The sequence below is a fragment of the Burkholderia sp. AU38729 genome (genome assembly GCF_020419725.1).
Lineage (GTDB): Bacteria > Pseudomonadota > Gammaproteobacteria > Burkholderiales > Burkholderiaceae > Burkholderia.
Window position 1 is genome coordinate 1 of record NZ_JAIZQO010000014.1, and the last position, 26,417, is coordinate 26,417.

22 protein-coding genes are annotated in these 26,417 nt (G+C 66.3%); 4 read left to right on the forward strand and 18 right to left on the reverse strand.

Translation table 11 applies throughout. The features are described 5' to 3' along the window. Nucleotides 1-239: 239 nt before the first annotated feature. The 17 genes from LGM56_RS30675 to LGM56_RS30755 form a co-directional block, all read right to left on the reverse strand. Nucleotides 240-887, reverse strand: a complete 648-nt coding sequence (locus LGM56_RS30675; protein WP_226207722.1) for a glutathione S-transferase family protein — start codon at nt 885-887, stop codon at nt 240-242. A 100-nt stretch (nt 888-987) separates the two neighbouring features. Further along, a complete protein-coding gene (locus LGM56_RS30680) occupies nt 988-4,149 on the reverse strand; it encodes a multidrug efflux RND transporter permease subunit (protein ID WP_226207636.1) in 3,162 nt (1,053 codons plus the stop codon). Between the two features lie 21 nt (nt 4,150-4,170). Then, complete coding sequence (locus LGM56_RS30685) at nt 4,171-5,532, reverse strand: metallopeptidase TldD-related protein (RefSeq protein WP_226207637.1); 1,362 nt, start codon at nt 5,530-5,532, stop codon at nt 4,171-4,173. Continuing rightward, the gene (locus LGM56_RS30690) at nt 5,532-6,983 is read right to left on the reverse strand and encodes a TldD/PmbA family protein (RefSeq protein ID WP_226207638.1); all 1,452 of its coding nucleotides are present in this window, start codon (nt 6,981-6,983) and stop codon (nt 5,532-5,534) included. The genes LGM56_RS30685 and LGM56_RS30690 overlap by 1 nt, the downstream gene beginning before the upstream one ends. After that, on the reverse strand, nt 6,976-8,619 hold the full coding sequence (locus LGM56_RS30695) for an ABC transporter ATP-binding protein (RefSeq protein WP_226207639.1): 1,644 nt from the start codon (nt 8,617-8,619) through the stop codon (nt 6,976-6,978). Before LGM56_RS30695 ends, LGM56_RS30690 begins: the two co-directional genes overlap by 8 nt. Continuing rightward, nucleotides 8,619-9,731 (reverse strand): ABC transporter permease, encoded by a 1,113-nt coding sequence (locus LGM56_RS30700; protein WP_226207640.1) that lies wholly within the window; start codon nt 9,729-9,731, stop codon nt 8,619-8,621. Before LGM56_RS30700 ends, LGM56_RS30695 begins: the two co-directional genes overlap by 1 nt. Continuing rightward, a complete protein-coding gene (locus LGM56_RS30705; protein ID WP_089494911.1) occupies nt 9,685-10,734 on the reverse strand; it encodes a microcin C ABC transporter permease YejB in 1,050 nt (349 codons plus the stop codon). Before LGM56_RS30705 ends, LGM56_RS30700 begins: the two co-directional genes overlap by 47 nt. Nucleotides 10,735-10,747: 13 nt before the next feature. Further along, on the reverse strand, nt 10,748-12,670 hold the full coding sequence (locus tag LGM56_RS30710) for an extracellular solute-binding protein (RefSeq protein WP_226207641.1): 1,923 nt from the start codon (nt 12,668-12,670) through the stop codon (nt 10,748-10,750). 238 nt (nt 12,671-12,908) lie between these two features. Further along, a complete protein-coding gene (locus LGM56_RS30715; protein WP_089494913.1) occupies nt 12,909-15,689 on the reverse strand; it encodes a TonB-dependent receptor in 2,781 nt (926 codons plus the stop codon). Between the two features lie 336 nt (nt 15,690-16,025). Further along, nucleotides 16,026-16,601 (reverse strand): helix-turn-helix domain-containing protein, encoded by a 576-nt coding sequence (locus tag LGM56_RS30720; protein ID WP_011352155.1) that lies wholly within the window; start codon nt 16,599-16,601, stop codon nt 16,026-16,028. A 300-nt stretch (nt 16,602-16,901) separates the two neighbouring features. Continuing rightward, on the reverse strand, nt 16,902-18,092 hold the full coding sequence (locus LGM56_RS30725; RefSeq protein WP_089494914.1) for a tetratricopeptide repeat protein: 1,191 nt from the start codon (nt 18,090-18,092) through the stop codon (nt 16,902-16,904). 16 nt (nt 18,093-18,108) lie between these two features. Then, nucleotides 18,109-18,540: an ExbD/TolR family protein gene (locus LGM56_RS30730; protein ID WP_089440151.1), complete on the reverse strand. Its 432-nt coding sequence runs from the start codon at nt 18,538-18,540 to the stop codon at nt 18,109-18,111. A 174-nt stretch (nt 18,541-18,714) separates the two neighbouring features. After that, complete coding sequence (locus LGM56_RS30735; RefSeq protein ID WP_021160935.1) at nt 18,715-19,137, reverse strand: ExbD/TolR family protein; 423 nt, start codon at nt 19,135-19,137, stop codon at nt 18,715-18,717. A gap of 20 nt (nt 19,138-19,157) precedes the next feature. Further along, nucleotides 19,158-20,072: a MotA/TolQ/ExbB proton channel family protein gene (locus tag LGM56_RS30740; RefSeq protein ID WP_089456263.1), complete on the reverse strand. Its 915-nt coding sequence runs from the start codon at nt 20,070-20,072 to the stop codon at nt 19,158-19,160. An 86-nt stretch (nt 20,073-20,158) separates the two neighbouring features. Further along, the gene (locus LGM56_RS30745) at nt 20,159-20,857 is read right to left on the reverse strand and encodes an energy transducer TonB (protein ID WP_226207723.1); all 699 of its coding nucleotides are present in this window, start codon (nt 20,855-20,857) and stop codon (nt 20,159-20,161) included. Between the two features lie 824 nt (nt 20,858-21,681). Further along, the gene (locus LGM56_RS30750; protein ID WP_031401741.1) at nt 21,682-22,167 is read right to left on the reverse strand and encodes an aminoacyl-tRNA deacylase; all 486 of its coding nucleotides are present in this window, start codon (nt 22,165-22,167) and stop codon (nt 21,682-21,684) included. Nucleotides 22,168-22,291: 124 nt separating this feature from the next. Continuing rightward, a complete protein-coding gene (locus tag LGM56_RS30755; RefSeq protein WP_226207642.1) occupies nt 22,292-23,269 on the reverse strand; it encodes a cysteine synthase A in 978 nt (325 codons plus the stop codon). A gap of 143 nt (nt 23,270-23,412) precedes the next feature. Between LGM56_RS30755 and LGM56_RS30760 the strand changes: the two genes are divergently transcribed. Beyond that, complete coding sequence (locus tag LGM56_RS30760) at nt 23,413-23,901, forward strand: adenosine-specific kinase (RefSeq protein WP_226207643.1); 489 nt, start codon at nt 23,413-23,415, stop codon at nt 23,899-23,901. Nucleotides 23,902-24,125: 224 nt separating this feature from the next. After that, nucleotides 24,126-24,419: a YciI-like protein gene (locus LGM56_RS30765; RefSeq protein WP_039357977.1), complete on the forward strand. Its 294-nt coding sequence runs from the start codon at nt 24,126-24,128 to the stop codon at nt 24,417-24,419. Nucleotides 24,420-24,426: 7 nt separating this feature from the next. On the opposite strand, the gene corA is transcribed toward LGM56_RS30765, so the two are convergent. After that, nucleotides 24,427-25,404, reverse strand: coding sequence for a magnesium/cobalt transporter CorA (corA, locus tag LGM56_RS30770; protein WP_089494918.1), 978 nt, complete (start codon nt 25,402-25,404; stop codon nt 24,427-24,429). 178 nt (nt 25,405-25,582) lie between these two features. Between corA and cydX the strand changes: the two genes are divergently transcribed. Continuing rightward, nucleotides 25,583-25,729, forward strand: coding sequence for a cytochrome bd-I oxidase subunit CydX (gene cydX / locus LGM56_RS30775; protein WP_043182986.1), 147 nt, complete (start codon nt 25,583-25,585; stop codon nt 25,727-25,729). After that, nucleotides 25,726-26,343, forward strand: a complete 618-nt coding sequence (locus tag LGM56_RS30780) for an AAA family ATPase (RefSeq protein ID WP_226207644.1) — start codon at nt 25,726-25,728, stop codon at nt 26,341-26,343. The genes cydX and LGM56_RS30780 overlap by 4 nt, the downstream gene beginning before the upstream one ends. Nucleotides 26,344-26,417: the final 74 nt, after the last annotated feature.

Here is a 26,417-nt window from a genome sequence, read left to right on the forward strand (position 1 = left end):
GTGATCCGTTCCGTTACAGCCATCGCAGCCTCCGGCGCCGGACACCCGGCGACCGAACAGCTTACGCGGCCCGAAAGCGGACATTTCTATGTAGCCAAAAGCGGACATTTCAATCTAGCCACTACAACCAAATCCGTCGATAATGTTGATTATGTCAAATACTATATTTCAGCCCCAAACCCCACGACAAGCAGCCTTCAACCGACCGCTGCCGCACTTTTGAGCGCGTTCGAAAACGCTCAGGCAACCGGATTCAACCACTCCGTCAGTCCTTCGCGCGCGTTCAACTCGATGAACGTCGGCAACGCGCGAAGCGCGTGGATATAGCGCGCCAGATTCACCCACGTCGTTGCCGGACGCGGCATGTTGCGCGTCCAGCGCATGAGCATCAGCGCCAGGAAGTCGACCGTGCTCAACCGATCGTCGATCAAATACGAGCGGCCATCGGACAGCAGATCGTCGAGATGCGCCATCGCCCCCTCGACTTGCCCCTGCGAAAAAACTTTCACCATGTCAGCGCATCGCGGATCGCCATCCGTCTCCGCATAAAACCAGTTTCGCATCGCCGGCAAGACGGAATTGGCGAGATAGATCATCATCTCCAACCACGCGGCACGTTCAGGCGAGCCCGGATCCGGAGCCAGGCGCGGCTCCGGATGGCGTTCGGCGAGCAGCATCAGCAACGCGGCCGATTCGGTCCGCGGTTTGCCATCGACGACCAGCGTCGGCACTCGGCCCGCGGGATTCAACCGCAGGTACTCGGGCGTATGCTGCGCCCCCGTATCGATATCGACGAGGCGCGTTTCGAACGGCACGCCGAGTTCGATCAACATCCAGTGCACGGCCATGCTTGCCGCGCCGGGCGAGTAATACAGAACGTAGGACATGGTCTGAATTCGTCTCCTTGAATTGAAATGTCGGTGAACCGTCTGCACGGTAATCGCATTTAATCAACACAACGCTCGAAAATCACCTGTCGAAGCGACCTCACTCCCCCACCACCTCCGCCTGACGATCGTCCCGCTTCGCCACCGCCACCCGCCGTCCGCGTCGCCCGACCGACGCCACGACCCGAAACGCCACCGGCGCGAACACGAGCCCGAACACCGTCGCCGCCAGCACACCGCCGAACGCGCCCGTGCCGATCGACCGCCGGCTTTCCGCCCCCGCGCCCGTTGCCAGCACGAGCGGCACGACGCCCAGAAGGAACGCCATCGACGTCATCACGATCGGCCGGAATCGCGCGGCGGCCGCGTCGACCACCGCCTGCCGCAACGGCACGCCCTGCACGACCAGGTCACGCGCGTATTGCACGATCAGGATCGCGTTCTTCGCCGCCAGCCCGACCACGGTAATCATCCCGACCTTGAAATACACGTCGTTCGGCATCCCGCGCGCGAGCGCCGCCGCGATCGCACCCATCATGCCGAGCGGCACGATCGTCAGCACGGACAGCGGAATCGTCCAGCTTTCGTACAGCGCGGCCAGCGCCATGAAAACCGCGAGCACCGACAACCCGACGAGCAGCGGCGTCTGCCGCGCGGCAACCTGCTCCTCGCGCGCCGCATCGACCCAGTCGAAGCCGATCCCGGCCGGCAGCGCAGCGGCAAGCCGCTCCATCTCCGCCATCGCCGCGCCCGAACTCGTGCCGGTCGCCGCCCGGCCGCTGATGTCGAGCGACGGATAGCCGTTGTACCGGTTCAGCATCACCGGCCCGATCGTCCAGTGCGGCGCGGCAATGGCCGACAGCGGCACCATGTCGCCGGTACGGTTCGGCACGGTCAGCGCCATCAGCTGCGTATCGGTCGCGCGTGCAACCGGATCGGCCTCGATGATCACCCGTCGCATCCGGCCCGACGCCGGAAAGTCGTTGATGTAGTTCGAGCCGAACGTGCCGCCCAAGAGCCCCGCGATCCGCTCGAACGGCACGCCGAGCGCGTACGCCTTCGCGCGGTCGACATCGAGCTCGATACGCGGTGCATCCGGCAGGTCTTCGAAATGCACGGCCGAGAGCAATGGACTCGCCTTCGCACGCTCGGCAAGCTGCTCGCGGGCCGCCTTCAACGCATCGAGCCCGACCCCGCCTCGATCCTCGAGCCGGAACGTGAAGCCGTCCGAATGCCCGATGCCGCGCACCGAAGGCGGCAGCGCCGCCTCGACGTCGCCGTCGAGGATCGCACTGAAGCGCCCGTTGAGCCGGTCGCGCAACGCCATCGCATCGACGTCGCGCTTCGCCCAGTCCTTCAGTTCCACGAACGCCATCCCGACGTTCTGTCCGCTACCCACGAAGCTCCAGCCGATCACGCTCGTCACGTTCGCGATCGCCGGCTCCCCGTGCAAGATGGCCTCCACCCGCTCGACGACCGCGAGCGTGCGCGCCTGCGTGGCGCCCGCCGGCAACTGGATCATCACCTGCAGTTGCCCCTGGTCCTCGGTCGGCAGGAAACCGCCCGGCATCATCCAGTACAGCAGCCCGCACCCGATCACGAGCACCACATAGACGGCCACGACCATGCCGGTGCGGCGCACCGCAAACACGGCGACGCGGCGATAACCGGTTTCGGCGCACGCGAAAGCCGTACCGAACCGGTCGGCCAGACGCGCGCCGATGCCGCGTCGCCGCGCACGGCCGGCGCCGCGATCGTGCCGCGCGACCGGCTTCAGCAGGTTCGCGCACAGCGCGGGCGTGAGCGACAGCGCCATGAACGACGACACCAGCATCGACGCGATCATCGCCACCGCGAACTGCCGGTAGATGCCGCCGACGCTGCCCGGGAAAAACGCCATCGGCACGAATACGGCGGTCAGCACCGCGGTCACGCCGACGATCGCCCCGCCGATCCGCTTCATGGCCCGGCGCGTGGCGTCGCGCGGCGACACGCCCTCCTCCATCACGCGATGCACGCTCTCGACGACGACGATCGCATCGTCGACCAGGATGCCGATCGCCAGCACGAGGCCGAACATCGTGAATACGTTGATCGACAGCCCGAACGCCCACATCGCGACGAACGCACCCATCAGCGTGACCGGAATCACGACGGTCGGCACCAGCGTGTAGCGCAGGTCGCGCAGGAACAGCCACATCACGCAGAACACCAGCACGACGGCCTCGACGAGCGTCAGCACGACTTCGTGGATCGCGATCTTGACGAAATGCGCGCCGTCGAACGGAATCTCGACCGCGACGCCCGGCGGCAGCGTCCGCGAGAGTTCCGCGAGCCGCGCGCGGATCGCATTCGACGTTTCGAGCGCGTTGCCGCGCGGGCCCAACTGGATGCCGACCGTCGCGGCCGGCCGGCCGTTCAGCCGCGAATAGAACGAATAGTCGTCGCGACCGATCTCGACGCGCGCGACATCGCCAACACGCACCACCGAGCCGTCCTGTTTCGACTTCAGCACGATCCGGCGGAACTCCTCGGGCGACGTGAGCTGGCCCTTGACCACGACCGTCGCGGTGAGCTGCTGGCCGCGCACGAACGGCGCGTCGCCGATCGCACCGGCCGTGACCGTCGCGTTCTGCGCGCTGATCGCCGTGATCACGTCGTCGGCGCCGAGATCGTATTCGCGCAACTTGACCGGATCGAGCCAGACCCGCAGCGCCTCGTCGGCATCCCAAAGCTCGGCCGCGCCCACCCCCGGCGCGCGCTTCAGCTCGCGCAGCACGTAGCGGTTCAGGTAATCGCCGAGCTGCGCGGAATCGCGCGTGCCGTCGGTCGACGTCAGCGTGACGAGCATCAGGAACGTGTTCGCCGCCTTGAACACGCCGATCCCCTGCTGGACGACCTGCTGCGGTAGCCGCGGCTCGACCTGCTTCAACCGGTTGTTGACGTCGACGAGCGCGATGTCCGGATCGGTGCTCGGCGCAAACGTCACGTCGATCTCGAGGTTGCCGTGGCCATCGCTGCTGGTCTCGTAGTACAGCAGCCCGTCGGCGCCATCGAGGCTTTCCTCGATGATGCTGCCGACGTCGGCATCGACCGTCTCGGTCGACGCGCCCGGATAGGACGCGGTGACCACGACCCGCGGCGGCGCCAGGCGCGGATACTGCGCGATCGGCAGTTGTGGAATGGCCAGCACGCCCGCGACGACGATCGCGAGCGCGACGATCCACGCAAAGACGGGACGGTCGATGAAGAATGACGGCATCGGCGAGTGTCGGCGAACGCGCTACAGCGTGAGCTCGAACGAACGCGCGAGCAGCCCCGGCAACTGCGCGCCTCCGGTGGCGCGCTCGCCGTACGTGTCGTCGCTCGCGAGCAGCGCCGGCACCGCACCGAGCTGCTCGAGCTCCGACCCGAACAGCCGGTAGAAGCTGTCGTCGAACCGCATCGCATCGACCGGCGCGACGATGCGCCCGCCTTCGACCCAGAAAGTCGCGAACCGCGTCATCCCCGTCATCCGGCACGCGATCGGGTCCGAGAAGTTCAGGTACCAGAGGTTGCCGACGTAGAGCCCCGTGTCGAGCGCGGCCAGCACGTCGGCGTCGGCGAGCGTGCCGCCCGCGATCGACAGCGACTGCGGCGCTTCGGCGTTGTCCGCGCCATTCGGTGTGCGCCCGTGCTCACGCGCGGTGCGTGCACACACGAGCTGCCCGGCGCCCCGCCCTTCGACGACGAGCGGCACGCTGTCGCGCCGGTAGCCATCGGCATTGAACGCCGGCGCGAGGCCCAGCGTGAAATCCTCGGTGATCGACACGCGCGGATCGAGCGCGACCTCGCCGGCGTATAGGCGATGCAGCGGGCTGCGGGCGCTCGCCACCGCGCGCGCCGAAAAGCCGCTCCAGCCGAGCAGGCTCGTCATCTCGTGAATGGCGTCCGGCGCGAAATACGCGCGGTAGCGCCCGGGCGCAAGCGCCTTCGGCGCGCGGCCGAGCACGGGCAGCCGCGCGGCGGCCGCGTCGACCTTCGCCGCGAACGCCGCATCGCGCCAGTCGTCGCCCGCATAGACGGTCTTGATCGCGCGGCCGCTCGGGTCGTACAGCGACCAGCTGAAGTTGAAATTCTCGACCTCGTACCAGCCGCGGCTGCCGGTCGACGATGCGAAGCCGCGCGCCAGCGTGCCGCCCGCGTAAAAGCCGACGAAGTCGAGCCCGCGCGCGCATTCGGCCACGATTCGCGCGAGCCCGTCCGCATTCGGCAAGCGCCCGGTGCGGCGCGTTTCCTGCACCCACGACGAAGTATCGAACAGCAGGTGCGGATCGTCCTGCGCATCGCGCAGGCCGTCGCGCAGCACGGCGAGCGCGTCCGCCAGTTCATGCAGATCGGCCGCCGGATCGCCGCAGACGGTCAGCGCCGAGTGCGCCTGCCGCGCGCCGTCGATGAGCCGCACGGACAGCCGCCCCTGCGTGACACGCCCGGTCTGGCGAATCCTGCCGCCATTGAAACGGATGAAGTCGGACGTTTCGCCGGAGAAGCCGAGCAGGATGGTTTCGGTCGGTGCGGTCAGCCGTTGCGTAGCGTCGGCGAGCCGGGCGAAATACGCGTGCCAGTCGATTCCGGCCTGGCGGGCCATCGGATCGAATCCCGTCATCACGCGCCTCCGAAGACGTCGACGCCGGCGAACACGCAGGCCGGCGCGGCGTGGCCGACACGGATGATCTGTGCAGGCTCGCCCTTCCCGCAGTACGGCGTACCGTAGATGCCGAACGTGCCCGCATCGCCGACCGCGCGCAGGCTGCGCCAGAACTGGGCGGAGATGCCGCGGTAGTTCGGGCGCTTGACGACCTGCGTGAGCCGGCCGTTCTCGATCAGTTGCCCGAACTCGCAGCCGAACTGGAATTTGTTGCGGTGGTCGTCGATCGACCAGGACGTGTTGGTGCGCATCAGGATCCCGTGCTCCGTGCCCGCGATCAGCGCATCGAGCGACTGGTCGCCGGGTTCGACGTTCAGGTTCGCCATCCGGTCGATCGGCGCGCGGTTCCAGCTCGACGCGCGCGAGTTGGCCACGCCCGGCAGGCCCGCGCGCTGCTGCGACAACGCCCCGCCGAGCAGCCGTTCGAGCACGCCGTTGCGGATCAGGTACTGCTTGCGCGCCGGCGTGCCGTCGTCGTCGAATGCGTAGGACGCGGCTTCGGCCGTCGGCTCCGGATCGAACGTGACGTTCAGCAGTGGCGAGCCATATTGATAGTGGCCGACCATCTCCGGCCTGACGAAGCTCGATCCGGCGAAGTTGCGCTCGTCGCCGAGAATCCGGTCGAGTTCGAGCGGATGGCCGATCGACTCGTGGATCTGCAGCATCATCTGGTCCGGCATCAGCAGCAGGTCGCGCCGACCGGTCGGGCAGTTCGGCGCGGCGAGCAACTGCAGCGCCTCGTCGGCCACACGCGCGCCGGCGCCGTCGAAGCCGTAGCGCGCCAGCACGTCGATGCCGCCCTGCGCCAGCGTGCCCGATTGGCCGAGCGAGCGCGTCTGCGTGTCGCCGTCGCCATGGGCGACGGCTTGCAGCTCGGGCATCAGGAAGCGGAAGCGCTGGTCGATCCGTACGCCGTCGCTCGTCACGTAATACTGCTCGGTGTGCACGATCATCACGCTCGTCGAACGCTCGACGATGCGCGCGCCGAGGTTTGCCGCCGCACATTCGTGCGCGAGACGCTCGATCCATTCCGCGCGCGACGGCAGCGTCGCATCGACATCGGGCGACGCATAGGTGCCGCTCGCCTGCGGACGCGCGGCCTGGCGATGATCGACCAGTGCCCACGGCGCGCTGGCCCGAGCCCGCGCGGTCGCGATGTCGAGCGCCGCCTGCAGCCCGGCCGGGGACAGGTCGGGCGTCGCCGCATAGCCGGCGCCCGTGCCGGCCCAGGCCGTCAGCATCGCACCGCGCTCGCGCGTGCGCGAAAACGGCTGCGCGACGTCGTTGCGCACCGCGTGTTCGTCGATCGTCTCGTCGACGATGCGCAGCGACCAGAAATCGGCGTCGCTGCGCAACCCCTGTGCTGCCTGCACGGCTCGGGCGCCCGGCGCCCGGTTCTCGTCAATCATCGGCTCTCTCTTGCCTCTCCTGCGGGCCGCGCTCGGGCGCCAGCATGGACGACGCGAGCAGCGCCCGCGTATACGGATGGGATGGCGCGTGCAGTACGTCGAGCGTCTCGCCCGCCTCGACCACGCGCCCCGCCTTCATCACGATGACCCGGTGGGCCATCGCGCGCATCACCGCCAGATCGTGCGTGATGAACAGGTAGCTGAGTTTGTACGTCTTTTGGAGATTCGTCAGCAGATTCAGCACCTGCTTCTGGATCGACACGTCGAGCGCGCTCGTCGGCTCGTCGAGCACCAGCAGTTCCGGCTCCACCGCCAGCGCCCGCGCGATCGCGATCCGCTGCCGCTGCCCGCCGGAAAACTCGTGCGGATAGCGCAGCATCGCCTCGGGCGGCATGCCCACCTCCTGCAGCAGCGCGGCGATCCGCGCGCGCCGCGCGTCGCCGGCCACCTGCGGCCGGTGCACGGCGAGCCCCTCGCCGACGATCTGCTCGACCGTCATGCGCGGCGACAGCGAGCCGAACGGATCCTGGAACACCACCTGCATGCGCCCGTACAGCGTGCGCCGGCCCTGCGTCGTGCGCAGCGACGCCAGCGGCATCCCGTCGATCTCGATCCCGCCCGACGCCGGCCGCTGCAGCCCGAGCACGGCCGACGCGAGCGTCGATTTCCCCGAGCCCGACTCGCCGACGATCCCGAGCGTTTCGCCGCGCTTCAGGCTCAGCTGCACGTCGTGCACCGCGCGGAACGTCGTCTTGCCGAGCACCGAGCGCCAGCCCTTCGCCGCGATGCGGTAGTCGACGGCGAGGTGCTGCACGTCGAGGATCGTCTGCGCGCCGGCGGCGACCGGCTCGACCGCCCGTTGCGGCGCGCTGTCGAGCAACCGGCGCGTATACGGATGTTGCGGCGCCGCGAACAGTGCGGCGGTCGTGTTGGTCTCCACCAGCACGCCCTTCTCCATCACGGCCACACGCTGAGCGAAGCGCCGCACGAGGTTCAGGTCGTGCGTGATCAGCAGCACGGCCATCCCGCGCGCGGCGGCCTCCTGCTCCTGCAGCTCGATCAGCAGGTCGACGATCTGCTGGCGCACCGTCACGTCGAGCGCGGTGGTCGGCTCGTCCGCCAGCAGCAGGCGCGGCCGGCACGCCAGCGCCATCGCGATCATCGCGCGTTGCCGCTGCCCGCCCGACAACTGGTGCGGAAAGCTGTCGATGCGCCGCTCCGGCTCGGGAATCCCGGTGCGCCGCAGCAGCGCGATCCCGCGCTCACGCGCGTCGCCTGGACGCAGCCCCTCGTGCAGCCGCAGGCTCTCGGCGATCTGCTTGCCGATCGTATACAGCGGATTGAGCGCGGTCATCGGCTCCTGGAACACCATCGCGATATCGGCGCCGCGAATCCCGCGCATCTGCTGCTCGCTCTTCGCGAGCAGATCCTCGCCGTCGAACAGCATCCGCCCCGACAGCGTCGCGTGCTGCGCGAGCCGCAGGATCGACAGTGCCGTCACACTCTTGCCCGACCCCGATTCGCCGACGAGCGCCACGCGCTCGCCGCGGCCGATCGACAGGCTGAGGTCCTGTACGGCCGCGTTCGCGCCGAAATGCGCGGAAAACCCGTCGATCTGCAGCAACGGTCTCGTCATCACCGCCCTCCGCCGAATGCCGAACCGCGCGTGCGCGTGTCGAGCGCGTTGCGCAGCGCATCGCCCATGAAGGTGAGCAGAAGCAGCGTCACCACCAGCGCCGCGAACGCCGCGATCGAGATCCACCACGCATCCAGGTTGTTCTTGCCCTCCTGCAGCAGCTCGCCGAGGCTCGGCGTCGGCGGCGGCACGCCGAGGCCCAGGAAATCGAGGCTCGTCAGCGACAGGATCGCCGCGCTCATCCGGAACGGCAGGAACGTGATCACCGGCGTGAGGCTGTTCGGCAGCACGTGGCGCCACATGATCTGTGCGTTGGTCAGCCCCATCGTGCGCGCGGCCTTCACATAGTCGAGCGCGCGGTTGCGCAGGAATTCGGCGCGCACGTAGTCGGACAGCACGAGCCAGCCGAACATCGACAGCAGGATGAACAGCAGCCACAGCGACGGCGTGAAGATCGACGCGAAGATGATCAGCAGGTACAGGTCCGGCAACGCGCTCCAGATCTCGATCAGGCGCTGCCCGACCAGGTCGGTGCGGCCGCCGTAGAAGCCTTGCAGCGCGCCCGTCAGCACGCCGACCAGCACGCCCGATACGGTCAGCGCGAACGCCATCAGCACCGACAGCCGGAACCCGTACAGCAGCCGCGCGAGCACGTCGCGGCCGAACTGGTCGGTGCCGAGCCAGTTGCTCGACGACGGCGGCGCCGGATACGGCCGCGACGCGAAATAGTCGATCGTGTCGTAGCGGTACCGGTTCGGCGGATAGATCGCGAAGTTGCCGTGCGACTCGATCTTCGTGCGGATATACGGATCGAGATAGTTCGTCATCGCGGGAAAGTCGCCGCCGAACGCCGTCTCCGGATAGTCCTTCACGATCGGGAAATAATAGTGCCCGTCGTAGCGCACGATCAGCGGCCGGTCGTTCGACAGCAGGTCCGCACCGAGGCTGAGCGCGAACAGCACCGCGAAGATCACGAGGCTCCAGTAGCCGAGCGGCTGCGCGCGAAAGCGCAGCCACGTGCGCCGCCACGGCGACGGCGACGCCGCGCACGCGGCGCAGGCCGGGTCAGTGGTCCAGGCGGTTGAACTGGATACGGGGGTCGACGAGGACATAGCAGATATCCGCGATGAGTTTGGTCAGCAGGCCGATCAGCGTGAACAGGAACAGCGAGCCGAGCACGACCGGATAGTCGCGGCGGATCACCGAGTCGTACGACAGTTGCCCCATGCCGTCGAGCGAGAACAGCGTCTCGATCAGCAGGTTGCCGTTCAGGAAGGCGCCGACGAACGCGGCCGGCAGCCCGGTGAGCAACGGGATCGCCGCGTTGCGCAGCACGTGCTTCCACAGCACGTCGCGCTCCGGCGCGCCCTTCGCGCGTGCGGTCAGCACGTACTGCCGGCCGATTTCCTCGAGGAACGTGTTCTTGGTCAGGATCGTGACGATCGCGAAGTTGCCGACGACCGACGCCGTCACCGGCATCACGACGTGCCACAGATAGTCGAGCGCCTTGCCGATCAGCGTCAGGTCGTCGAAGTTGTCGGACGTGAGCCCGCGCATCGGGAACACCTGCCAGAACGTGCCGCCGCCGAACAGCATCAGCAGCAGCACGCCGAGCACGAAGCCCGGCACCGCGTAGCCGGCCAGCACCAGCACGCTCGTCACGGTGTCGAACCGCGACCCGTTGCGCACCGCCTTCGCGATGCCGAGCGGCACCGACACCAGGTACGTGAGGATCACCGTCCACATCCCGAGCGTGATCGACACCGGCAGCTTCGAGCGGATCACGGCCCACACGCTGCGGTGCGCGAAATAGGACTGGCCGAGGTCGAACGTCGCATAGCTTTTCAGCATCAGCACGTAGCGTTCGAGCGGCGGCCGGTCGAAGCCGAACTGCTTGCGGATCTGCTCGATCTGCTGCGGGTCGACGCCCTGGCTGCCGTGGTAGCCCCCTGCGCCGCCCGCCTCCCCGCCGCGCGCGCTGCCGTGGCGCAACTGCGCGAGCACCTGTTCGACCGGGCCGCCCGGCACGAACTGCGTGACCGCGAACGTGATCGTCACCACCCCGATCAGCGTCGGGATCATCAGCAGCAAGCGCCTGAGTATGTATGCCAGCATCGTCGTTCCTCCGTCAGGCGGCCGGCGCGGGTTTCGCCGCCGGTTGCTTCACATACCAGTAGTCGATGATCCAGTCCTCGTATTGATAGGAGTCCGGCACGATCGCCGGGTGGCCGAGCGTCGCCTTGTACGCGATCCGCGCATTCGGCAGGTAGTACTGCGGGATCAGCGCGTACAGGTTGATCAGCACGCGGTCGAGCGCGTGCGTGGCCGTCTCGAGATCGTCGAGCGTGTCGGCCGCGAGCGCCGCGCGGATCAGCGCATCGACGGCCTTCGATTTCACGCCCGGATAGTTCTCGGAGCCCGGTTGCGACGCGGCCGCACTGCCGAAGCGGCGCGTCAGCTCCGCGCCCGGAATCGTCACGGGCAGGTAGATGTACGTCGTCATGTCGTATTCGAAATTGTCGAGCCGCTTCAGGTAGAGCGCGCTGTCGATCTCGTGGAGATACGCGTGGATGCCGAGCATCGCGAGCGCCTGCGTGTACGGCAGGATCAGGCGGTCCATGCCGGGCTGGTCGTCGATGATCTCGATCGTCATCGGCGTGCCGTTCGCGTCGCGCAGCGCGCCGTCGCGGTAATGCCAGCCGGCCTGCGCGAGCAGGTCGCGCGCCTCCTTCAGGTTCGCGCGCAGCGAGTTCGGCGGCAGCGTCGACGGCTGCCGGACCATCGGGCCGAACACCTCGGGCGGCAGCGTCGAACGGAACGGTTCGAGCAGCGCCAGCTCCTTCCCGCTCGGCATGCCGGATGCCGCGAACGGGCTCGCCTCCCAGAAGCTGTTGGTGCGGCGATACTGCCCGTAGAACATCATCCGGCTCATCCAGTCGAAATCGAACGCCAGCGCGAGCGCATGCCGCACCCGCACGTCCTGGAACATCGGCTTGCGCATGTTCATCAGGAAACCCTGCATCTGCGCGGGGCCGTCGGGAAACTCGCCGCGCATCAGCATGCCGTTGCGAAAATTCTTGCCGACGTACTTGCGCGCCCACTGCGTCGCGCTGTATTCCATGCGCGCGTCGATGTCGCCGGCCTTGAACGCTTCGAGCGCCGTGTATTGATCCAGGTACAGTTTGAACGACACGTGTGCGAAGCGGAACATGCCGCGTCGCGACGGCAGGTTCGCCGCCCAGTAGTGCGGGTTACGCACGTAGCTGATCTGCTTGTCGTTCCTGCGCTGGTCGATCAGGTACGGGCCGCTCGCGATCGGCGGCACGTTCGCGATCTGGTCGAACGGCGGTCGCGTGCCGTCCGGGCGCTGCCCCCATTTCGGCGAGAACACCGGCAGGTCGCCCGCGATCAGCGCGGCGTCGCGCTCCACGTGCTTGAACTCGAAGCGCACCGTGTGGCCGTCGACCACCACCGCGCGCTTGATGATCGAAAACTGTGCGTTGTACAGCGGCGACGCCTGCGGGCTCGACAGCGTGTCGTACGAATACTTGACGTCGGCGGCGGTGATCGGGTCGCCGTTCGAGAATCGTGCGGCCGGGTTGATGTGAAACGTCGCCGACAGTCCGTCGGGCGCGATGTCGACGTCGTCGGCGATCAGTGCGTATTCGGATGCGAGCTCGTCCCAGCTGCGCTGCATCAGCGTGTCGAACATCAGGTTCTTGATGTCCGGTGCGGGCGCGCCGCGCACGAGGAACGGGTTCAGCGAATCGTAGCTCTGCGCTTCGTCGTAGTTTTCGAACTGGAGCGTGCCGCTGTCCGGCGCATCCGCATTCGCGTAGTCGAAATGCGCGAAGCCCGGCGGATACTTCGGATGGTCGTATTGCGAGATCGCCGGCACGGCGAGCGCGGCCTGCGGCATGACGCCGCCCGACACGAGCCACACGGCGCACGCGAGCAGCGCGGCGCGCGTGGCGGTGCGCATCCGCCCGTGCGTGCGCGTCAGGTGCGAGTGGCGCGGCACGCGTGCCCGTCGCCCATTCAACAGTCTCATGGTCAGTCTGTCCGGAAGCGTGCGGGTGTGAAGCCTGCGCGCGGTCGATGCCCGTGCCGGACGCCGCATACGGCCGCGTCCCGCGGATGGTTCGTGCTGTTCACGATCGGATGAACTGCGCCGCCGCGCGTCCCGGTTGCGGGCCGTCGTGGCGCCAGGCGAAAAAAGGCCGCCCCGAAAAGGGGGTAGTGGACGTGGAGCGGCCTGTCCAAAGCCTGTCAGTGCATCGCGATCGCCGTCAGAACTTGTACGTCGCGCCGACCTGCGCGAACCGGCCGATGTACGAGTACACCGACGTGTCGTACCCGCTCTGGCTCAGCGTGCCGTTCGCGAAGATCGGGTCGTACGGCGGCGTGCGGTTGAAGAGGTTGTCGATACCGCCGTAGATCGTCCAGTTCTTGAAGCCCGTGTACGTCACCATCAGGTTGAACTGGCTGTACGAACCGACCTTGCTCGGCTCGGGCATCAGGTTCTGCGCGTACGGGCCCGTGAACTGCCACGTCAGCGCCGCATCGAACTTCCGGTAGTTCCAGTCCAGCGTCGTGTTGCCGCGCCAGCGCGGGAAGCTGCCGCCGAACGGCTGCGTGATCGTGAAGTTGTTGCCCGCGCCGTTGACCGGCGCGGCGCCCGGGAAGCCGATCTTGTAGCTGTTGACGTAAGCCCAGTCGCCCGACAGCGTAATCGTGCCCCAGCCCTTCAACGGCAGGCCCTGGCGGAACGTGCCTTCGAAGCCGTTCGTGTCGAGGTAGCCGAGGTTCTGGTACGGAATCACCTTGTACAGCAGCTGGCCGGTCGTCGGGTCGGTCACGACCTGCGATGGCTTGCCCTGGCCGATCACGTTGTCGATGCGGATCTTGTACCAGTCGAAGCCGAGGTCGGTGTAACGGCTCGGCGAGACCTGGAAGCCGATATTGAGGTTGCGCGTGCGTTCCGGCGCGAGGTTCGGATTGCCGACGGTGATCGACGTGTAGTTCTGGCCGGTGGCCGGATCGACCTGGATGCCGAGCGTCTGCGACTTGCTGTCCTCGACGAAGGTCGGCGCGCGGAAGCCGCGGTTGTACGACGTATACAACGTGAGCGCCTTGATCGGCTGGTATCGCAACGCGAAGCGCGGCGAGAAGGCCCCACCCACGTCGGTGTAGTGATCGTAGCGGCCTGCCTGGCTGAACGTCAGGTTCTCGATGATCGGTATGTTGATCTGGTAATAGATGGCCGCGACGTTGCGCTGGCCATCCACCGTCTCGAGGTCCGGCGTGATGACGGCGCCGCTCAGGTACTCGGAGCCCGGCGTCAGCGTTTCGCTCTGGTGCGTGAACTGCGCGCCGAAGCCGATGCCGACGTCACCAGCCGGCAGATGGAACAGGTTCGGCGTCGACAGCGTCGCATCGATCGTGTCGAGCTTCGAGATGCCGAGGTTGTTCGCCTCCTGGAACAGCCCGTTGAACGCGTTCGGCGTCGCGGCCGGGTTCGCGAAATTCAGCGTGCCGTTCTGGTAGATGTTGTTCAGCGCATTCACGTTCAGCTGGTTCGTGAACACGTTCGACACCGTGCTCTGCGAATGGCTGACCGACGTCGCCCAGTCCCAGTCGCCGTACGGCAGCGTGAACGACCCCTTGATGCCGGCGGCCGCCCGCCAGTAGTTGGCCCAGGTCTTTTGCGCGACCGTGTTCGGAAACGCGTAGGTGAGCGGCGTGGCCGCGCCGGTCGTGTTGTACGGGTTGCTGGCCGGCACCGTGTAGTTGAACGGCGACAACAGCTTCGTCTGCGGATTCCACACGAGCGCCGGGTTCTGCGAGTTGCCGATCACGTTGTTCCACAGGCCGTCGTTGGTCGTGGTCGTGTTGTAGCTCTCCATAAAGTCGGCGAACGCGGTCGTCTTGTCGTCGATCTTGAAGTCACCGTGGAGCTTCGCGTTCAGGCGCTCGGTCATCGGCAGGATCGACGTGCTTTCCGCCGTGTTGTACCCGCAGATGGTGCCCGGCAACCCGGCCGACAGCGAATTCGGCGCGGCCGGATGAACCGAGCCGCCGAACGGACAGCCGCCGTTCAGCGCCTGCGCACTGCCGTCGGGCATGTTCCAGTACGACGGCGCGAGCAGCGAGAAGCCGCCCGGCTTGCCCGTGAAGTCCTGGTTGCGCGTGGAATCACGGTCGGCCAGCGTGAAGCCGTTCGACTTGTAGTAGCTGAGCGCGGCCGTCACGTTGAAGCGGTCAGCGTTCAGGTCGCCGAAGCCGCCGAGCACGCCGAATTTCATCGTGCCGTCGCCGTTGCCGGCGTTGATCGCGCTGCCGAGGCTGCCGTCGAGCTGCAGGCCGCGGAAATTGTGTTTCGTGATGATGTTGACGACACCGCCGATCGCGTCCGAACCGTACTGCGACACGGCGCCCGTCTTCACGATTTCGATCCGCTCGATGTCGTTGAGCGGGATCGTGTTGAGGTCGAAGAACGAATCGACGCTGTTCGAGAAGAATGCATACGGCGCGACGCGCTGGCCGTCGACCAACACGAGCGTGTACTTCTCCGAGAGGCCGCGCAGTGCAATGCCGGCCGCGCCGGCCGCGAAGTTACCCGATTGCCCTTCGCCCCAGCTGTTCGCCGAGTTGGCTGCCGCATCGCGCAGGAAGTCGGCGACGGTCACCGCGCCGCTGGCCTGGATTTCCTTCGGCGTGATCGTCTGCACCTGCTGGAAACCCGTCTTGTCGGCTTGCCGGATCAGCGAGCCCGTCACTTCGAACCGCTTGATCTGCGCGACCTTGCCCTGCCCGTTCGCGGCGGGTGCGGCAGGCGTCGCGTCGGCCGCTGCACCGGGTGCCGCATCGGGCGCCGCAGCGTCCGGTGCAGCGGCGCTGCCCGCCTGTGCAACGGTCACGGGCGCGCCGCTCGCGACCGCATCCGCGATCGCGACGGCGCCCGGCGCCGGCTGGCTCTGGGCGAACGCCGGCGGCGCCAGTACGGCCGTCAACGCGAGTTCCGCCCAGACTATCCTGTTGATGGCCAACGCCAACACTCTCTGCTTCATCTTGTTCCCTCTCGCTCGTAGTAAGACCCCACCTGCTGTGCGCCGGAACCTTGTGAATTCCTTGCGCGTCCTGGGTGCCCGTGTACCGGAACCCGCGATTGCCACGCTATCGACTGCCACGACTCGAACGGATCGGCCTCGTAGCACCAGCGCCATTCGGCATCACCGTCTTTTTCTGTTTTGATTCGTCATACTAAACACCTACATTGAGCGCATTGCCTGCTTCTTCCCGGCTCGACGGGCAGCGGATTCCGTACAACGCGAACCTGTGCATGCGCCGTACCGCGCACCCTCTGCCCTCGACCGGGTACTGCTCCTTCCTGCCGGCCGCCTTCGCTAGAACAGCCTCGGCGTGCCGACCCAGACGATCACCGCCTCTTCGTCGGCCGTATTGCGCCACGCATGCGGCATCGTCGATTCGTAATGCGCGGTATCGCCCTCGTTCAGCGTGAACGTGCAATCCTCGAGCGTCAGCGCCACCTGCCCGCGCAACACGTAGACGAACTCCTCGCCCGCGTGCGTCGTCATCTCGGACGACAGCTGCCCCGCCGGCATCCGGACGAGAATCGCGTCGAGCTTGCGGCCGTCCACCAGGTTCGTCAGCCTGGCGAACCGGCTGGCCGAGTTCGTGAACTGGAAATACTGCAGCGCGTTGCCGCGGCATACCGAACGCGCCTCCGTCGGCGTGTCGATGAAGTACTGCATCGTCACGCCCAGCGCCTTCGCGATCCGCACCAGCGACGTGATCGACGGCGTCGCCCGCCCGCGCTCGACCTGCGACAGGAACGGCTTCGAAATGCCGGCGATCGTCGACGTTTCGTCGAGCGTGAGCTTCAGGCGCTGGCGTAGCGCCCGGATCTTGTTGCCGAGCGACATGGCGACGAGCACCGACTCATCAGGGGGCAAAACCATGGAAAGACGGTTCCTCGCAGTCGAAATCGGTTTGATGTCGTCAAGCCTCGACCGATGCCGCGACGCAGCCGGCCCGGCGCGATCCCCCGCCGCACGCTGTCGCGACGTGCAAGCCACGCGCGGTGCGGCAGCGCACCGGCGCCGTGGGGCCGCGCGGCACTCGCCCATTTCATTCGGTTTACTAATTAACAAGGTTTCCCCTTTCCATCGGCTGACATGCCCGTCGTGCATGGGTGCGATCGCGGCGGCACACCGCTTTCCGACCGCTCGCGTTGCGCGCGGCCGTGTACTTCCGTTGCGTTACCGGGAGGCCACCACTGTCCAGAGCCGTGCCAGATCACCGGAACCATCGGTGCCCTTGACCGTGCGCAGCACCTGGACCGCACGCGCCTTCTGGCCAGCCACGTAATACGCCTCGCCGAGCCGCAGCCGCGCCGCGTCGGGATGCTCGAGGCCGCCCTTCGCGATCGCCTGCTCCATCATCGGCAGCCCCTGTTGTGCATGGCCCTCGAAGACGAGGTTCATGCCTGCGTCGATCGGCGCTGCCGGCGTCGTGGCGTCGCCGCCCGATTGCGCGCGCTTCGCCGCAAGCGCCTGCAGCCGCTTCTCGCGATCCGCCTGCGCGTCCTTGCCGAGTACGCCGGATGCGAACCCCTGGTCGATCACCTGCTTGCCCTCGGCGGCCGAGCCCGCCACCAGCGCGAGCTGCGTCATTTCCATGTACGCGTTGGCGGTCGTGAGCGAGCCCGTCGCCCGCCGCAACCGGTAGATGTCGAGGTCGAGCGACGGCAGATACCCGGTATTGCCGCGAATGGCCGTGACCATTTCGTCCCAGTACGCGGGGCTCGGGTGATAAGCCACCAGCAGCCCGAGCGCACCGCGATACGCGTTGCCGTCCTTCAATTTCTGCGCGCAGGTCGCCAGCATCTGCAACTGCCCTTCATCCGGTGCGTGTCCGCCATTCGCCTGCGCGTCGGTGCTCGCTTTCAACTGGTTCACGAGCGGAGCGCAATCGTTTGACAGGTAGTAAGACTGCGTGAGCAGCGTGCGCATTTCCGGATCCGAGCCACCCGCCTTCAGGTAGCGCTGTGCGACGCGGATCGCCAGCGGGTAGTTCTTCTGCTGGAAGTAGATGCCGGCGAGCGCCGCCGTAGTCTTCTGCTCGTCGTCGCCCGAGAGCCGCCCCGCGTTCAGCACGCTCTCGTACGCCTGCGCGGCCGTACCCGAGTCACCAGCCGCCATCGCTGCCGCCCCGCGCATTTCTTCCACCACGGTGGTTTCGTACGGCGTCCGGTTCGGCACGGCAGCCGCCTGGGCGATCTTGCCCAGCGCGTCGCGATACTTGTGTGCGCGGTACAGTTCCTGTGCGGCCGCCAACGGTTTCGCCACGTCCGGCCGCAGCGCGTCCGCCGGTAGCGCCGGGCGGCCGAGCAGGGCTGCCGCGCCGAGCGCCGTCACCGCCATCATCCGTTTCCATCGTCGCTGGTTCATCGGCTCGTCCGTGTCGTCATTGCATGAACTGTTCGTTACCGATCAGGCCGATCTTGGTCGCGCCCACGCGTTGCGCGGCGGCGAGCACCGCGGCCACGTCCTTGTACGGCACCAGCTTGTTGGGGCGCAGATGAATCTCCGCCTGCACGGGCTCCGCCGCCACCTGGGTCAGTTTCGACTCGAGCGCCGCGCGGTCCGGCACCGGGGCGCCGTTCCATGTCGTCGTGCCGTCGAAGTCGATATCGATCTGCACGATTTCCGGCGGTGCGGCCGGCGGCGGCGGATTCCCCACCGGCAGGTCCATCTTCACCGAATGCATCTGAATCGGGATCGTGATGATCAGCATGATCAGCAACACCAGCATCACGTCGATCAGCGGCGTGGTGTTGATATCGACCATCACTTCCGGTTCGGCGTTGCTCCCGCCCGAAGGCACATTCATTCCCATCGTCGACTCCTGTCGACCCACGTTAGCGCTTTAGCGCTTACGTGGGTCCCATGCTTCGCGGTCGATCCACGTTAGCGCTTAGCGCTTACGTGGGTCCCGAGCTTCCCGGTCGACCAGCGTCAGCGCTCCACCACTTGCCGCCAGCCCCATGCTCCCCCCGATTCCGCTGCGCGACTATCCCCCGCGCGCCGGCGGCTCCGTAATGAACGACAGCTTCGCAATCCCCGCGCGCTCGCACATCGTGACCACCCGGCCGATGAACTCATAACGCGTGTTCTGATCGCCCCGCACGTGGACGCTCGGCTGCGGCTGTTGCTGCGACACGTCCTTCAGTTTCGCGAGCAGCGTCTGTGCATCCACCAGCTGCTCGCCCCAGAAGAAATCGCCATCGCGGTTCACCGCGATCTCGATGCTTTTCGGCGTCGTCTGCAGCGGCTGCACCGTCTCCTTCGGCAACTGAAGCTGGATCGTGTGCGTCACGACCGGAATCGTGATCAGGAAGATGATCAGCAACACCAGCATCACGTCGACGAGCGGCGTCGTGTTGATGTTGGCGATCACCTCGTCGCTATCGTCCTGCCCGACGTTCATGGCCATCGCGCGTCTCCGTCAGCCGGTCAGTTCGCGAGCGACGCCGCGGCCGGCGACGACGACGCGCGTGCCGGGCGCCGATTGCCGGCCAGCAGCACGGTATGCAGTTGCGCGCCGAAGTTGCGCACCCGCTCCATCACCGACTTGTTGCGGCGGACCAGGAAGTTGTAGCCGAGTACCGCCGGCACGGCGACGGCGAGGCCGATCGCGGTCATGATGAGCGCCTCGCCCACCGGGCCCGCGACCTTGTCGATCGACGCCTGCCCGGCGATGCCGATGGCCGTCAGCGCGTGATAGATCCCCCAGACGGTGCCGAACAGCCCGACGAACGGCGCGGTGGAGCCCACCGTGGCGAGGAACGCGAGCCCGTCCTGCATCCGGTTCGACACGTTCGTGATCGAGCGCTCGACCGACACGTCGATCCACGTGTTGCGGTCCACCGCTTCCAGTAGCGCGTCTTCATGATGCTCGCCGGCCTCGATCGCCGTTTCGGCGATGAACCGGAACGGCGACGCCTCGTCGAGCAGCTTGGCGCCCTCGGCCAGCGACGGCGCAGTCCAGAGTTGTGCATCCGCCAGCTTCGCGCGGCGATTGGCGCGCAGTTGCTCCAGGAACTTCGTGATCATGATGTACCAGCTGCCCATCGACATGATCACCAGCAGGATCAGCACGAAACGGGCGACGAAATCGCCGTTCTTCCATAGCGCACCGAGCCCGTACGGATTCTCGACCGCTTCCGTCGTGGCCGGCGCGGGCGGCGGAGCCGGCTCGGCGGCCGCCGGAACCGGGGCCGGCGCGGCCGACGGCGCCGCGGCCTGTGCCGATGTGCCGGCTGCGCCGCTCGCCTGCGCGTGGGCGAGCTGTGGTGCAACGAACCCGTCGATTGCGGCGACGGACATCAGGATGCTTGCCGCCAGTGCGGCCAGTGAACGCTTCGTCATACCCCACTCCAGTTAATTCGAAGAACTGAATACCCCAGTTCGAGATGGTTTTTTCCGGCCCGGATCGCACCGGGCCGCCCACTGCATCAATTCAGATTGAACGAGAACGGAACCTGGACCCGCACCGACTGGCCCTGCGCGACGCACTTGAAGCGCTTCACGGTGTTGAAGGCAGCACGATCGAGGATCGGATCAGCCGACTGCGCCACACGCTCGTTCGTGATGTTCCCTTCCGCATCCACGACGAACTCGATCGTCACGTCGCCCGTGATGTTGTTTTCCTGCGCCTCTTTCGGATACTGGATCGACGCGCGAAGCGTGTCCGAATTCGGGCAGACCACCCCCACGTCATGGCTGACGGGCTTGGCCGGCGCGGGAGGCGCCACGACCGGCGCCTGCACGGCCGGTGCGGACGGTACCGGGGCCGCCTGGTGCGTGATCGTCGCCTGCGGCGGCGCCTGCACCGGCACTTCCGGCGGCGGGACGAACGGCGGCGGCGGCGGCGCGAATTTCGGCGGCGGGAGCTTGACCACGGGCATCGGCGGTGGCGGCGGCGGCTTGACCGGCTCGATGATGCGGGTTTCGATCGGGTGCTGGATCACCTGCACGACTTTCGTCGCGAGGCCGTTGAGCAGCGCGTAGATCAGCACGGCGTGCAGCACCAGGACGATTCCGATGCCGCCGAACCGGCGGACCGGATTCTGTTGCTTCTTGCCGAACTCTCGCGGACGGCCCAGCGTAGCCAGTCCGCTGTTCGACGTAGCCAGACGTTCTTCGACTTTCATGCCCACCATCCATCCCCCAAGCGATTCGCCCAGTATCGGATTGCTGCTGGCGGCGAAGCCAGGTCGGCATCGCCACCGCATCAATCCGAACATTTCATTTCAAATTCAATTAGCAATCCGAATTGAAAGAATTCAATTCGAATGCAAATTCATTCTTTTTCAAGGAATCGTTCCGGCCGGCGCGGCCCGGTTATGCACCGAAAAAAACGCGCCAGCACGTTCAGGCAATTGTCAGCTGAGCGGGCGGCACCTTACATTTCGTATGACGACCCACCGTTCGTTACACGGTGATGTCAGTGGCGCCGCTCACTTGGGTGCAGACAATAGCAAGGAAAAAATTTTGACGTCAAACTTTATTTGATGCCCGAATACAAAGTTTGGAGGGTTTATTCAAATAATATTCCGGTAAGCACAAATCAAACTTTTATTATAAAAACGGTAATTGAATTGTATGGATATATACAAAACCGGATATTAATCTGCTTCAGCATAAATATCGGCATATTTCCCGCGCCGCACCAAAATGGCCCGCTCCGGATGCGACCGCCAAGACGCACGCCTCTCCTCATCGGCGTCCCCATCGGTCACCGGATACGCTGATCAACCGCCTCGAGCTGGTCGACGCAGCTTCTTCAGAACGCCCGAAACACTCTGGATATCCGGAAAGTTAGTCTGCAATGCGATACAAATTTCATGATGGATTGGGCACTCGACAAACCGTCGCAAATAATTTCGCATACCGAATTAACTATCGCACGACCATTTACCTCCTCTACACGCGACCCGTCAGACACGCACCGACCGGCGCCCACACACCGCGCGCGTCAGGAGTGCATGCCCTGCATCTTGTGCGAGAAATGCGCGCGCTCGGCCGTCTCCATCAGCATCAGGAATTCGTCCTGCATCATGTGGATCAGCGCTTCGTGGTCGCCGGCCTCGAAATAGACTTCCGGCTGCTGCGCGAGACGTTCCTCGAGAAACGTCTTCATGCCGTACGCCATGCACACCGGCGGCAACGCGCCCATGTCGCAATCCTTGAACAGCTCGCGCAGCTCGACCTCCCGGGCGAGCACGAGATGGCGTCCCGTCTTCACCCAGAGATCCGACAGGCGCACGGCGTGCGTGGTCGGCAATACGGCGGCGACGTAGCCTTCGTCGTCTTCGAGGAGCACGGTTTTCGCGAGGCGATCGCCGGGGATATGCGCGGCGGCGGCCGTCTCCATGCTCGTATGGCTATAGGGGTGGTACACCACTTCGTACCGCGATGACTTCTGACGCAGGCAATCCTGCAGGGTGGCTGACACAGGCATGGCACACCTCGTCTGGGCGAAACGGGCGAACGGCGTTCGCACCGGATTCGTTCAGCATAGGTCGCATTCCGGCGGATGGAAAACCTCACCGCTCCCGCGCTTCGCACCGACTCGACACACGGGTTCAGTCCCCCGGATCCAGTCCCTTTTCACGTAGCCATTCCCGATTGAACAGCCGCGCGCGATAGATGTCGCCACGGTCGCACAGCAAGGTCACGATCGTGTGCCCCGGGCCCATCCGGCGGGCCAGCCAGACCGCCGCCGCGACGTTGATGCCGCTCGATCCGCCGACATACAGCCCCTCTTCGCGCAGCAGCCGGTAGACCATCGTCACGCACTGCTGATCGTCGATCCGCACGGCATCGTCGATCGGCGTGCCTGCAAGGTTCATCGTGACCCGCGTCGATCCGATGCCTTCCGTGATCGAGCTGCCTTCCGCGCCGAGGTCGCCCGTTTTCACGTAACCGTAGAGCCCGCTGCCGTGCGGGTCGGCCAGCACGATCCGGACGTCCGGCTTCTGCTCTTTCAGATAACGGCTCACGCCGGCCAGCGTGCCGCCCGTCCCGGTCGCGCACACGAACGCATCGATCGTGCCTGCCGTATCGCGCCAGATCTCGGGCCCGGTCGTCTCGTAGTGCGCCTGGCGATTGACGACGTTGTCGAACTGATTGGCCCATACCGCGTTGTCGAGTTCGTCCGCGAGCCGCCCGGCAATCTTCTGATAGTTGTTCGGGTCACGGTAGGGCGCCGCCGGCACCGGGCGCACCTCGGCGCCGAGCGTGCGCAGGATCGCCATCTTGTCCGGCGATTGCGTGTCGGGAATCACGATCACGCAGCGATAGCCGCGCGCCGCGCAGATATGCGCCAGGCCGATGCCGGTGTTGCCCGCCGTGCCCTCGACCACGGTGCCGCCCGGCTGCAGCACGCCACGCCGCTCGGCGTCGCGGATGATGTAGTGTGCCGCGCGGTCCTTCACCGACCCGCCCGGATTCATGAATTCCGCCTTGCCCAGAATCTCGCAGCCCGTCTCGGCGCTGAGCTTCGCCAAGCGAATCAGCGGCGTGCGTCCCACGCAGTCGACGAAACCTTGTCGCACGTCCATGTCGCCCTCCGTTGCCTTCGCGCAGCGCGCGCCACACACAACGAAGGATAGGCCGCCCGCGCCGCTTTCGTCGCCGGCTGCAGCGTACTAAGCTTGAAGCGCCCATTGCGGCCCACGCGCCGCATCGCGAGACGAGGTCCGCCATGCTGCAACTGCAAACCGTTGCCGTCGACAAGCCCGAGACCGTGAACTTCATCCTCGGCCAGTCGCATTTCATCAAGTCCGTCGAGGACATCCACGAGGCGCTCGTCGGCACCGTGCCCGGTATCCGCTTCGGGCTCGCCTTCTGCGAGGCGTCGGGCAAGCGGCTGGTGCGCCACTCCGGCACCGATGCGGCGCTCGTCGACCTCGCCTGCCGCAACGCCAGCGCGATCGGCGCCGGTCACGCGTTCATCGTGTTCCTCGGCGACGGATGCTTCCCGGTCAACGTCCTCAACGCGATCAAGGCCGTGCCGGAGGTCTGCCGGATCTATTGCGCGACCGCGAACCCGACCGACGTGATCGTCGCGGAAACCGCGCAAGGACGCGGGATCGTCGGCGTCGTCGACGGCTTCGGGCCGCTCGGGGTCGAAAATGACGACGACATCCGCTGGCGCAAGGATCTGCTGCGCACGATCGGCTACAAGGCGTAGGGACGCCCCCCCGCCGGTGGCCTGTAGACCTGGCTGCATGGAAAGCGCGTTGCCGCCGGGATTCGAAGACGGGCAACACTCAGACCGTTAGTTGCATTTATGACCACAGATGCGCGCCGCCCTCCGCGTCGTGTCGCCGCCGTCCGCCTGCCCTATACTGCCCGCAGCAGACTGACTGACGGCGCGCTGACGCACCGGCCGCCGCGATCCTTTCCGGAGCCGCCATGCATTACCAGTTGACTTACGAACTCGTCGACGATTACCTGTCCCGCCGCGAACCGTTCCGCGCCCAGCACCTCGCGCTTGCGCAGGCTGCGACCGAGCGCGGCGAACTCGTGCTCGCCGGCGCGCTGTCGGATCCGGCCGACCAGGCCGTGCTCGTGTTCGAAGGGGATTCGCCGGAGGCGGCCGAATCGTTCGCACGCGCCGATCCGTACGTGCAGAACGGCCTCGTGAAATCGTGGCGCGTGCGTCCGTGGCGCGTCGTGGTCGGCAAGCACGCGCCGCCCCGCGCGTGACGCGTGGCTACAGCCACCCTGCCCGCTTGAAGCGCCACCACAACCCGAAGTCGGCGGCCACCATCACGGCGATACAGCCGTAGAAGCCGTATTTCAGGTGCAGTTCGGGCATGTTCGCGAAGTTCATCCCGTAGATGCCGGCGATCATCGTCGGGATCGCGAACAGCGCGGCGAACGAGCCGAGCCGCTTCGTCACCTCGTTCTCGGCCAGCGAGATCATCCCGAGGTTGACCTGGATCGCCGTGACCACCATCTCGCGCCGCCCTTCGATCGTCTTCACGATCCGCTGCAGATGGTCGTACACGTCGCGAAAGTACGGCTCCATGCCGCTGCAGACTTGCGGGATGCGCCCGCCGGTGAGCTTCGCCAGCGGCTCGAGCAGCGGCGCCGTGTGCTGGTACAGCATCACGAGCCGGCGCTTCAGCGAATAGAGATCCTCGATGATCGCGCGCGACGAGGCGGGCGTGGCCTTCGCGAAGATGCGGTCCTCGAGTTCCTCGAGCTCGGCGCCGAGCGTTTCGAGGATCGGGAAATAGCGGTCGACGACCTGGTCCATCAGCGCGTAGAACACGAATGCCGAACCTTCCTGGAGCAGATGCGGCTCGCGCTCGCAGCGCTTGCGCACGTCGCGAAAATCGTGCTCTGTATGGTTGCGGATCGACAGCACGTAGTTCGGGCCGACGAACACGTTCAGCTCGCCGACATTGAATTCTTCGTCGTCGTCCAGCTCGACCGTATGCAGCACCGCGAACAGCGAATCGCCGTACTCCTCGATCTTCGGCCGCTGATGCCCCTTGCGGGCATCCTCGATCGCCAGTTCGTGCAGCCCGAATTCCTCGCCCATCAGGTCGAGTTCCTCGGGCGTCGGATCCTTCAGCGCGACCCACACGAAGCACTCGGGCTTCGACACGTAGTCGCTGATGGCGTCGATATCGATGTCGGCCAGCTTGCGGCCGTCCTGGTATGCAGCACAGTTGATCAGCATGGTGTCCGTGACGTTGCGGTTTGCGCATCAGTTTACCGGTTTGCTGCGCGGGCAACCCGGCTTGCGCGGCTCGGCGATATTGGTCATGATCGGGCTGCGTGCGCCGCAGCATGCGCACCCGGCAGTTCGAACCACCCGCCGCACGGCCGTGCGGCCCAACCGTCAAGGAGACAGACCCATGTGGTATTTCTCGTGGATACTCGGCATCGGCGTGGCGCTCGGCTTCGGCATCATCAACGCGATGTGGCTGGAAGCGGAAGTCTTCTCGCGCGGCGACAAGCGCAACGGCGCGTCGAGCCCGCGCTCGGGAGGCAAGGCTTCGTGACGCATCTGGTGTTCTTCTGCGGTCACGCCGGCACCGGCAAGACCACGCTCGCGAAGCGGCTCATCGGGCCGCTGATGCGCGCGACCGGCGAGGCCTTCTGCCTGCTCGACAAGGACACGCTGTACGGACGCTACAGCTCGGCCGCGATGGGCGCGCTCACCGCGGATCCGAACGACCGCGACAGCCCGCTCTACCTGAAGCACCTGCGCGATCCCGAATATCAAGGGCTGCTCGACACGGCCCGTGAAAATCTCGCGCTCGGCATCGGCGCGCTCGTGGTCGGCCCGCTGTCGCGCGAAGTGCGCGATCGCCGCATTCTCGACCGCGCCTGGCTCGGCATCGCGCCCGACGTCGCGCTGACGGTCGTCTGGGTCCACACGTCGGAAGACGTCGCGCACCAGCGGATCGTGGCGCGCGGCAACCCGAACGACGCATACAAGCTCGCGCACTGGGACGAATACCGGCAGCGCCGCTTCGTGCCGACCGGCCACGAATGCGACGGCATCGTGATGTTCGACAACACCGCGCCCTCCGATGCCGACGTCGATGCGCTGCTGTACCGCATCGCGCCGCCTCCGCCTGCTGCCACGATCGTCCCGCCGCTGCCGGCCTGATCGGCCGCTCTTTTTCGTCACCCGCAAAAAACAACGCCGGAAGCGCTGTTGCGCTCCCGGCGTCGTACGGCCCT

Coding starts and splice junctions, on each gene's coding strand:
- LGM56_RS30675 (WP_226207722.1), bottom strand. CDS start 887: ATGTCCTACGTTCTGTATTACTCGCCCGGCGCGGCAAGCATGGCCGTG.
- LGM56_RS30680 (WP_226207636.1), bottom strand. CDS start 4,149: ATGCCGTCATTCTTCATCGACCGTCCCGTCTTTGCGTGGATCGTCGCG.
- LGM56_RS30685 (WP_226207637.1), bottom strand. CDS start 5,532: ATGACGGGATTCGATCCGATGGCCCGCCAGGCCGGAATCGACTGGCAC.
- LGM56_RS30690 (WP_226207638.1), bottom strand. CDS start 6,983: ATGATTGACGAGAACCGGGCGCCGGGCGCCCGAGCCGTGCAGGCAGCA.
- LGM56_RS30695 (WP_226207639.1), bottom strand. CDS start 8,619: ATGACGAGACCGTTGCTGCAGATCGACGGGTTTTCCGCGCATTTCGGC.
- LGM56_RS30700 (WP_226207640.1), bottom strand. CDS start 9,731: ATGTCCTCGTCGACCCCCGTATCCAGTTCAACCGCCTGGACCACTGAC.
- LGM56_RS30705 (WP_089494911.1), bottom strand. CDS start 10,734: ATGCTGGCATACATACTCAGGCGCTTGCTGCTGATGATCCCGACGCTG.
- LGM56_RS30710 (WP_226207641.1), bottom strand. CDS start 12,670: ATGAGACTGTTGAATGGGCGACGGGCACGCGTGCCGCGCCACTCGCAC.
- LGM56_RS30715 (WP_089494913.1), bottom strand. CDS start 15,689: ATGAAGCAGAGAGTGTTGGCGTTGGCCATCAACAGGATAGTCTGGGCG.
- LGM56_RS30720 (WP_011352155.1), bottom strand. CDS start 16,601: ATGGTTTTGCCCCCTGATGAGTCGGTGCTCGTCGCCATGTCGCTCGGC.
- LGM56_RS30725 (WP_089494914.1), bottom strand. CDS start 18,092: ATGAACCAGCGACGATGGAAACGGATGATGGCGGTGACGGCGCTCGGC.
- LGM56_RS30730 (WP_089440151.1), bottom strand. CDS start 18,540: ATGGGAATGAATGTGCCTTCGGGCGGGAGCAACGCCGAACCGGAAGTG.
- LGM56_RS30735 (WP_021160935.1), bottom strand. CDS start 19,137: ATGGCCATGAACGTCGGGCAGGACGATAGCGACGAGGTGATCGCCAAC.
- LGM56_RS30740 (WP_089456263.1), bottom strand. CDS start 20,072: ATGACGAAGCGTTCACTGGCCGCACTGGCGGCAAGCATCCTGATGTCC.
- LGM56_RS30745 (WP_226207723.1), bottom strand. CDS start 20,857: ATGAAAGTCGAAGAACGTCTGGCTACGTCGAACAGCGGACTGGCTACG.
- LGM56_RS30750 (WP_031401741.1), bottom strand. CDS start 22,167: ATGCCTGTGTCAGCCACCCTGCAGGATTGCCTGCGTCAGAAGTCATCG.
- LGM56_RS30755 (WP_226207642.1), bottom strand. CDS start 23,269: ATGGACGTGCGACAAGGTTTCGTCGACTGCGTGGGACGCACGCCGCTG.
- LGM56_RS30760 (WP_226207643.1), top strand. CDS start 23,413: ATGCTGCAACTGCAAACCGTTGCCGTCGACAAGCCCGAGACCGTGAAC.
- LGM56_RS30765 (WP_039357977.1), top strand. CDS start 24,126: ATGCATTACCAGTTGACTTACGAACTCGTCGACGATTACCTGTCCCGC.
- corA (WP_089494918.1), bottom strand. CDS start 25,404: ATGCTGATCAACTGTGCTGCATACCAGGACGGCCGCAAGCTGGCCGAC.
- cydX (WP_043182986.1), top strand. CDS start 25,583: ATGTGGTATTTCTCGTGGATACTCGGCATCGGCGTGGCGCTCGGCTTC.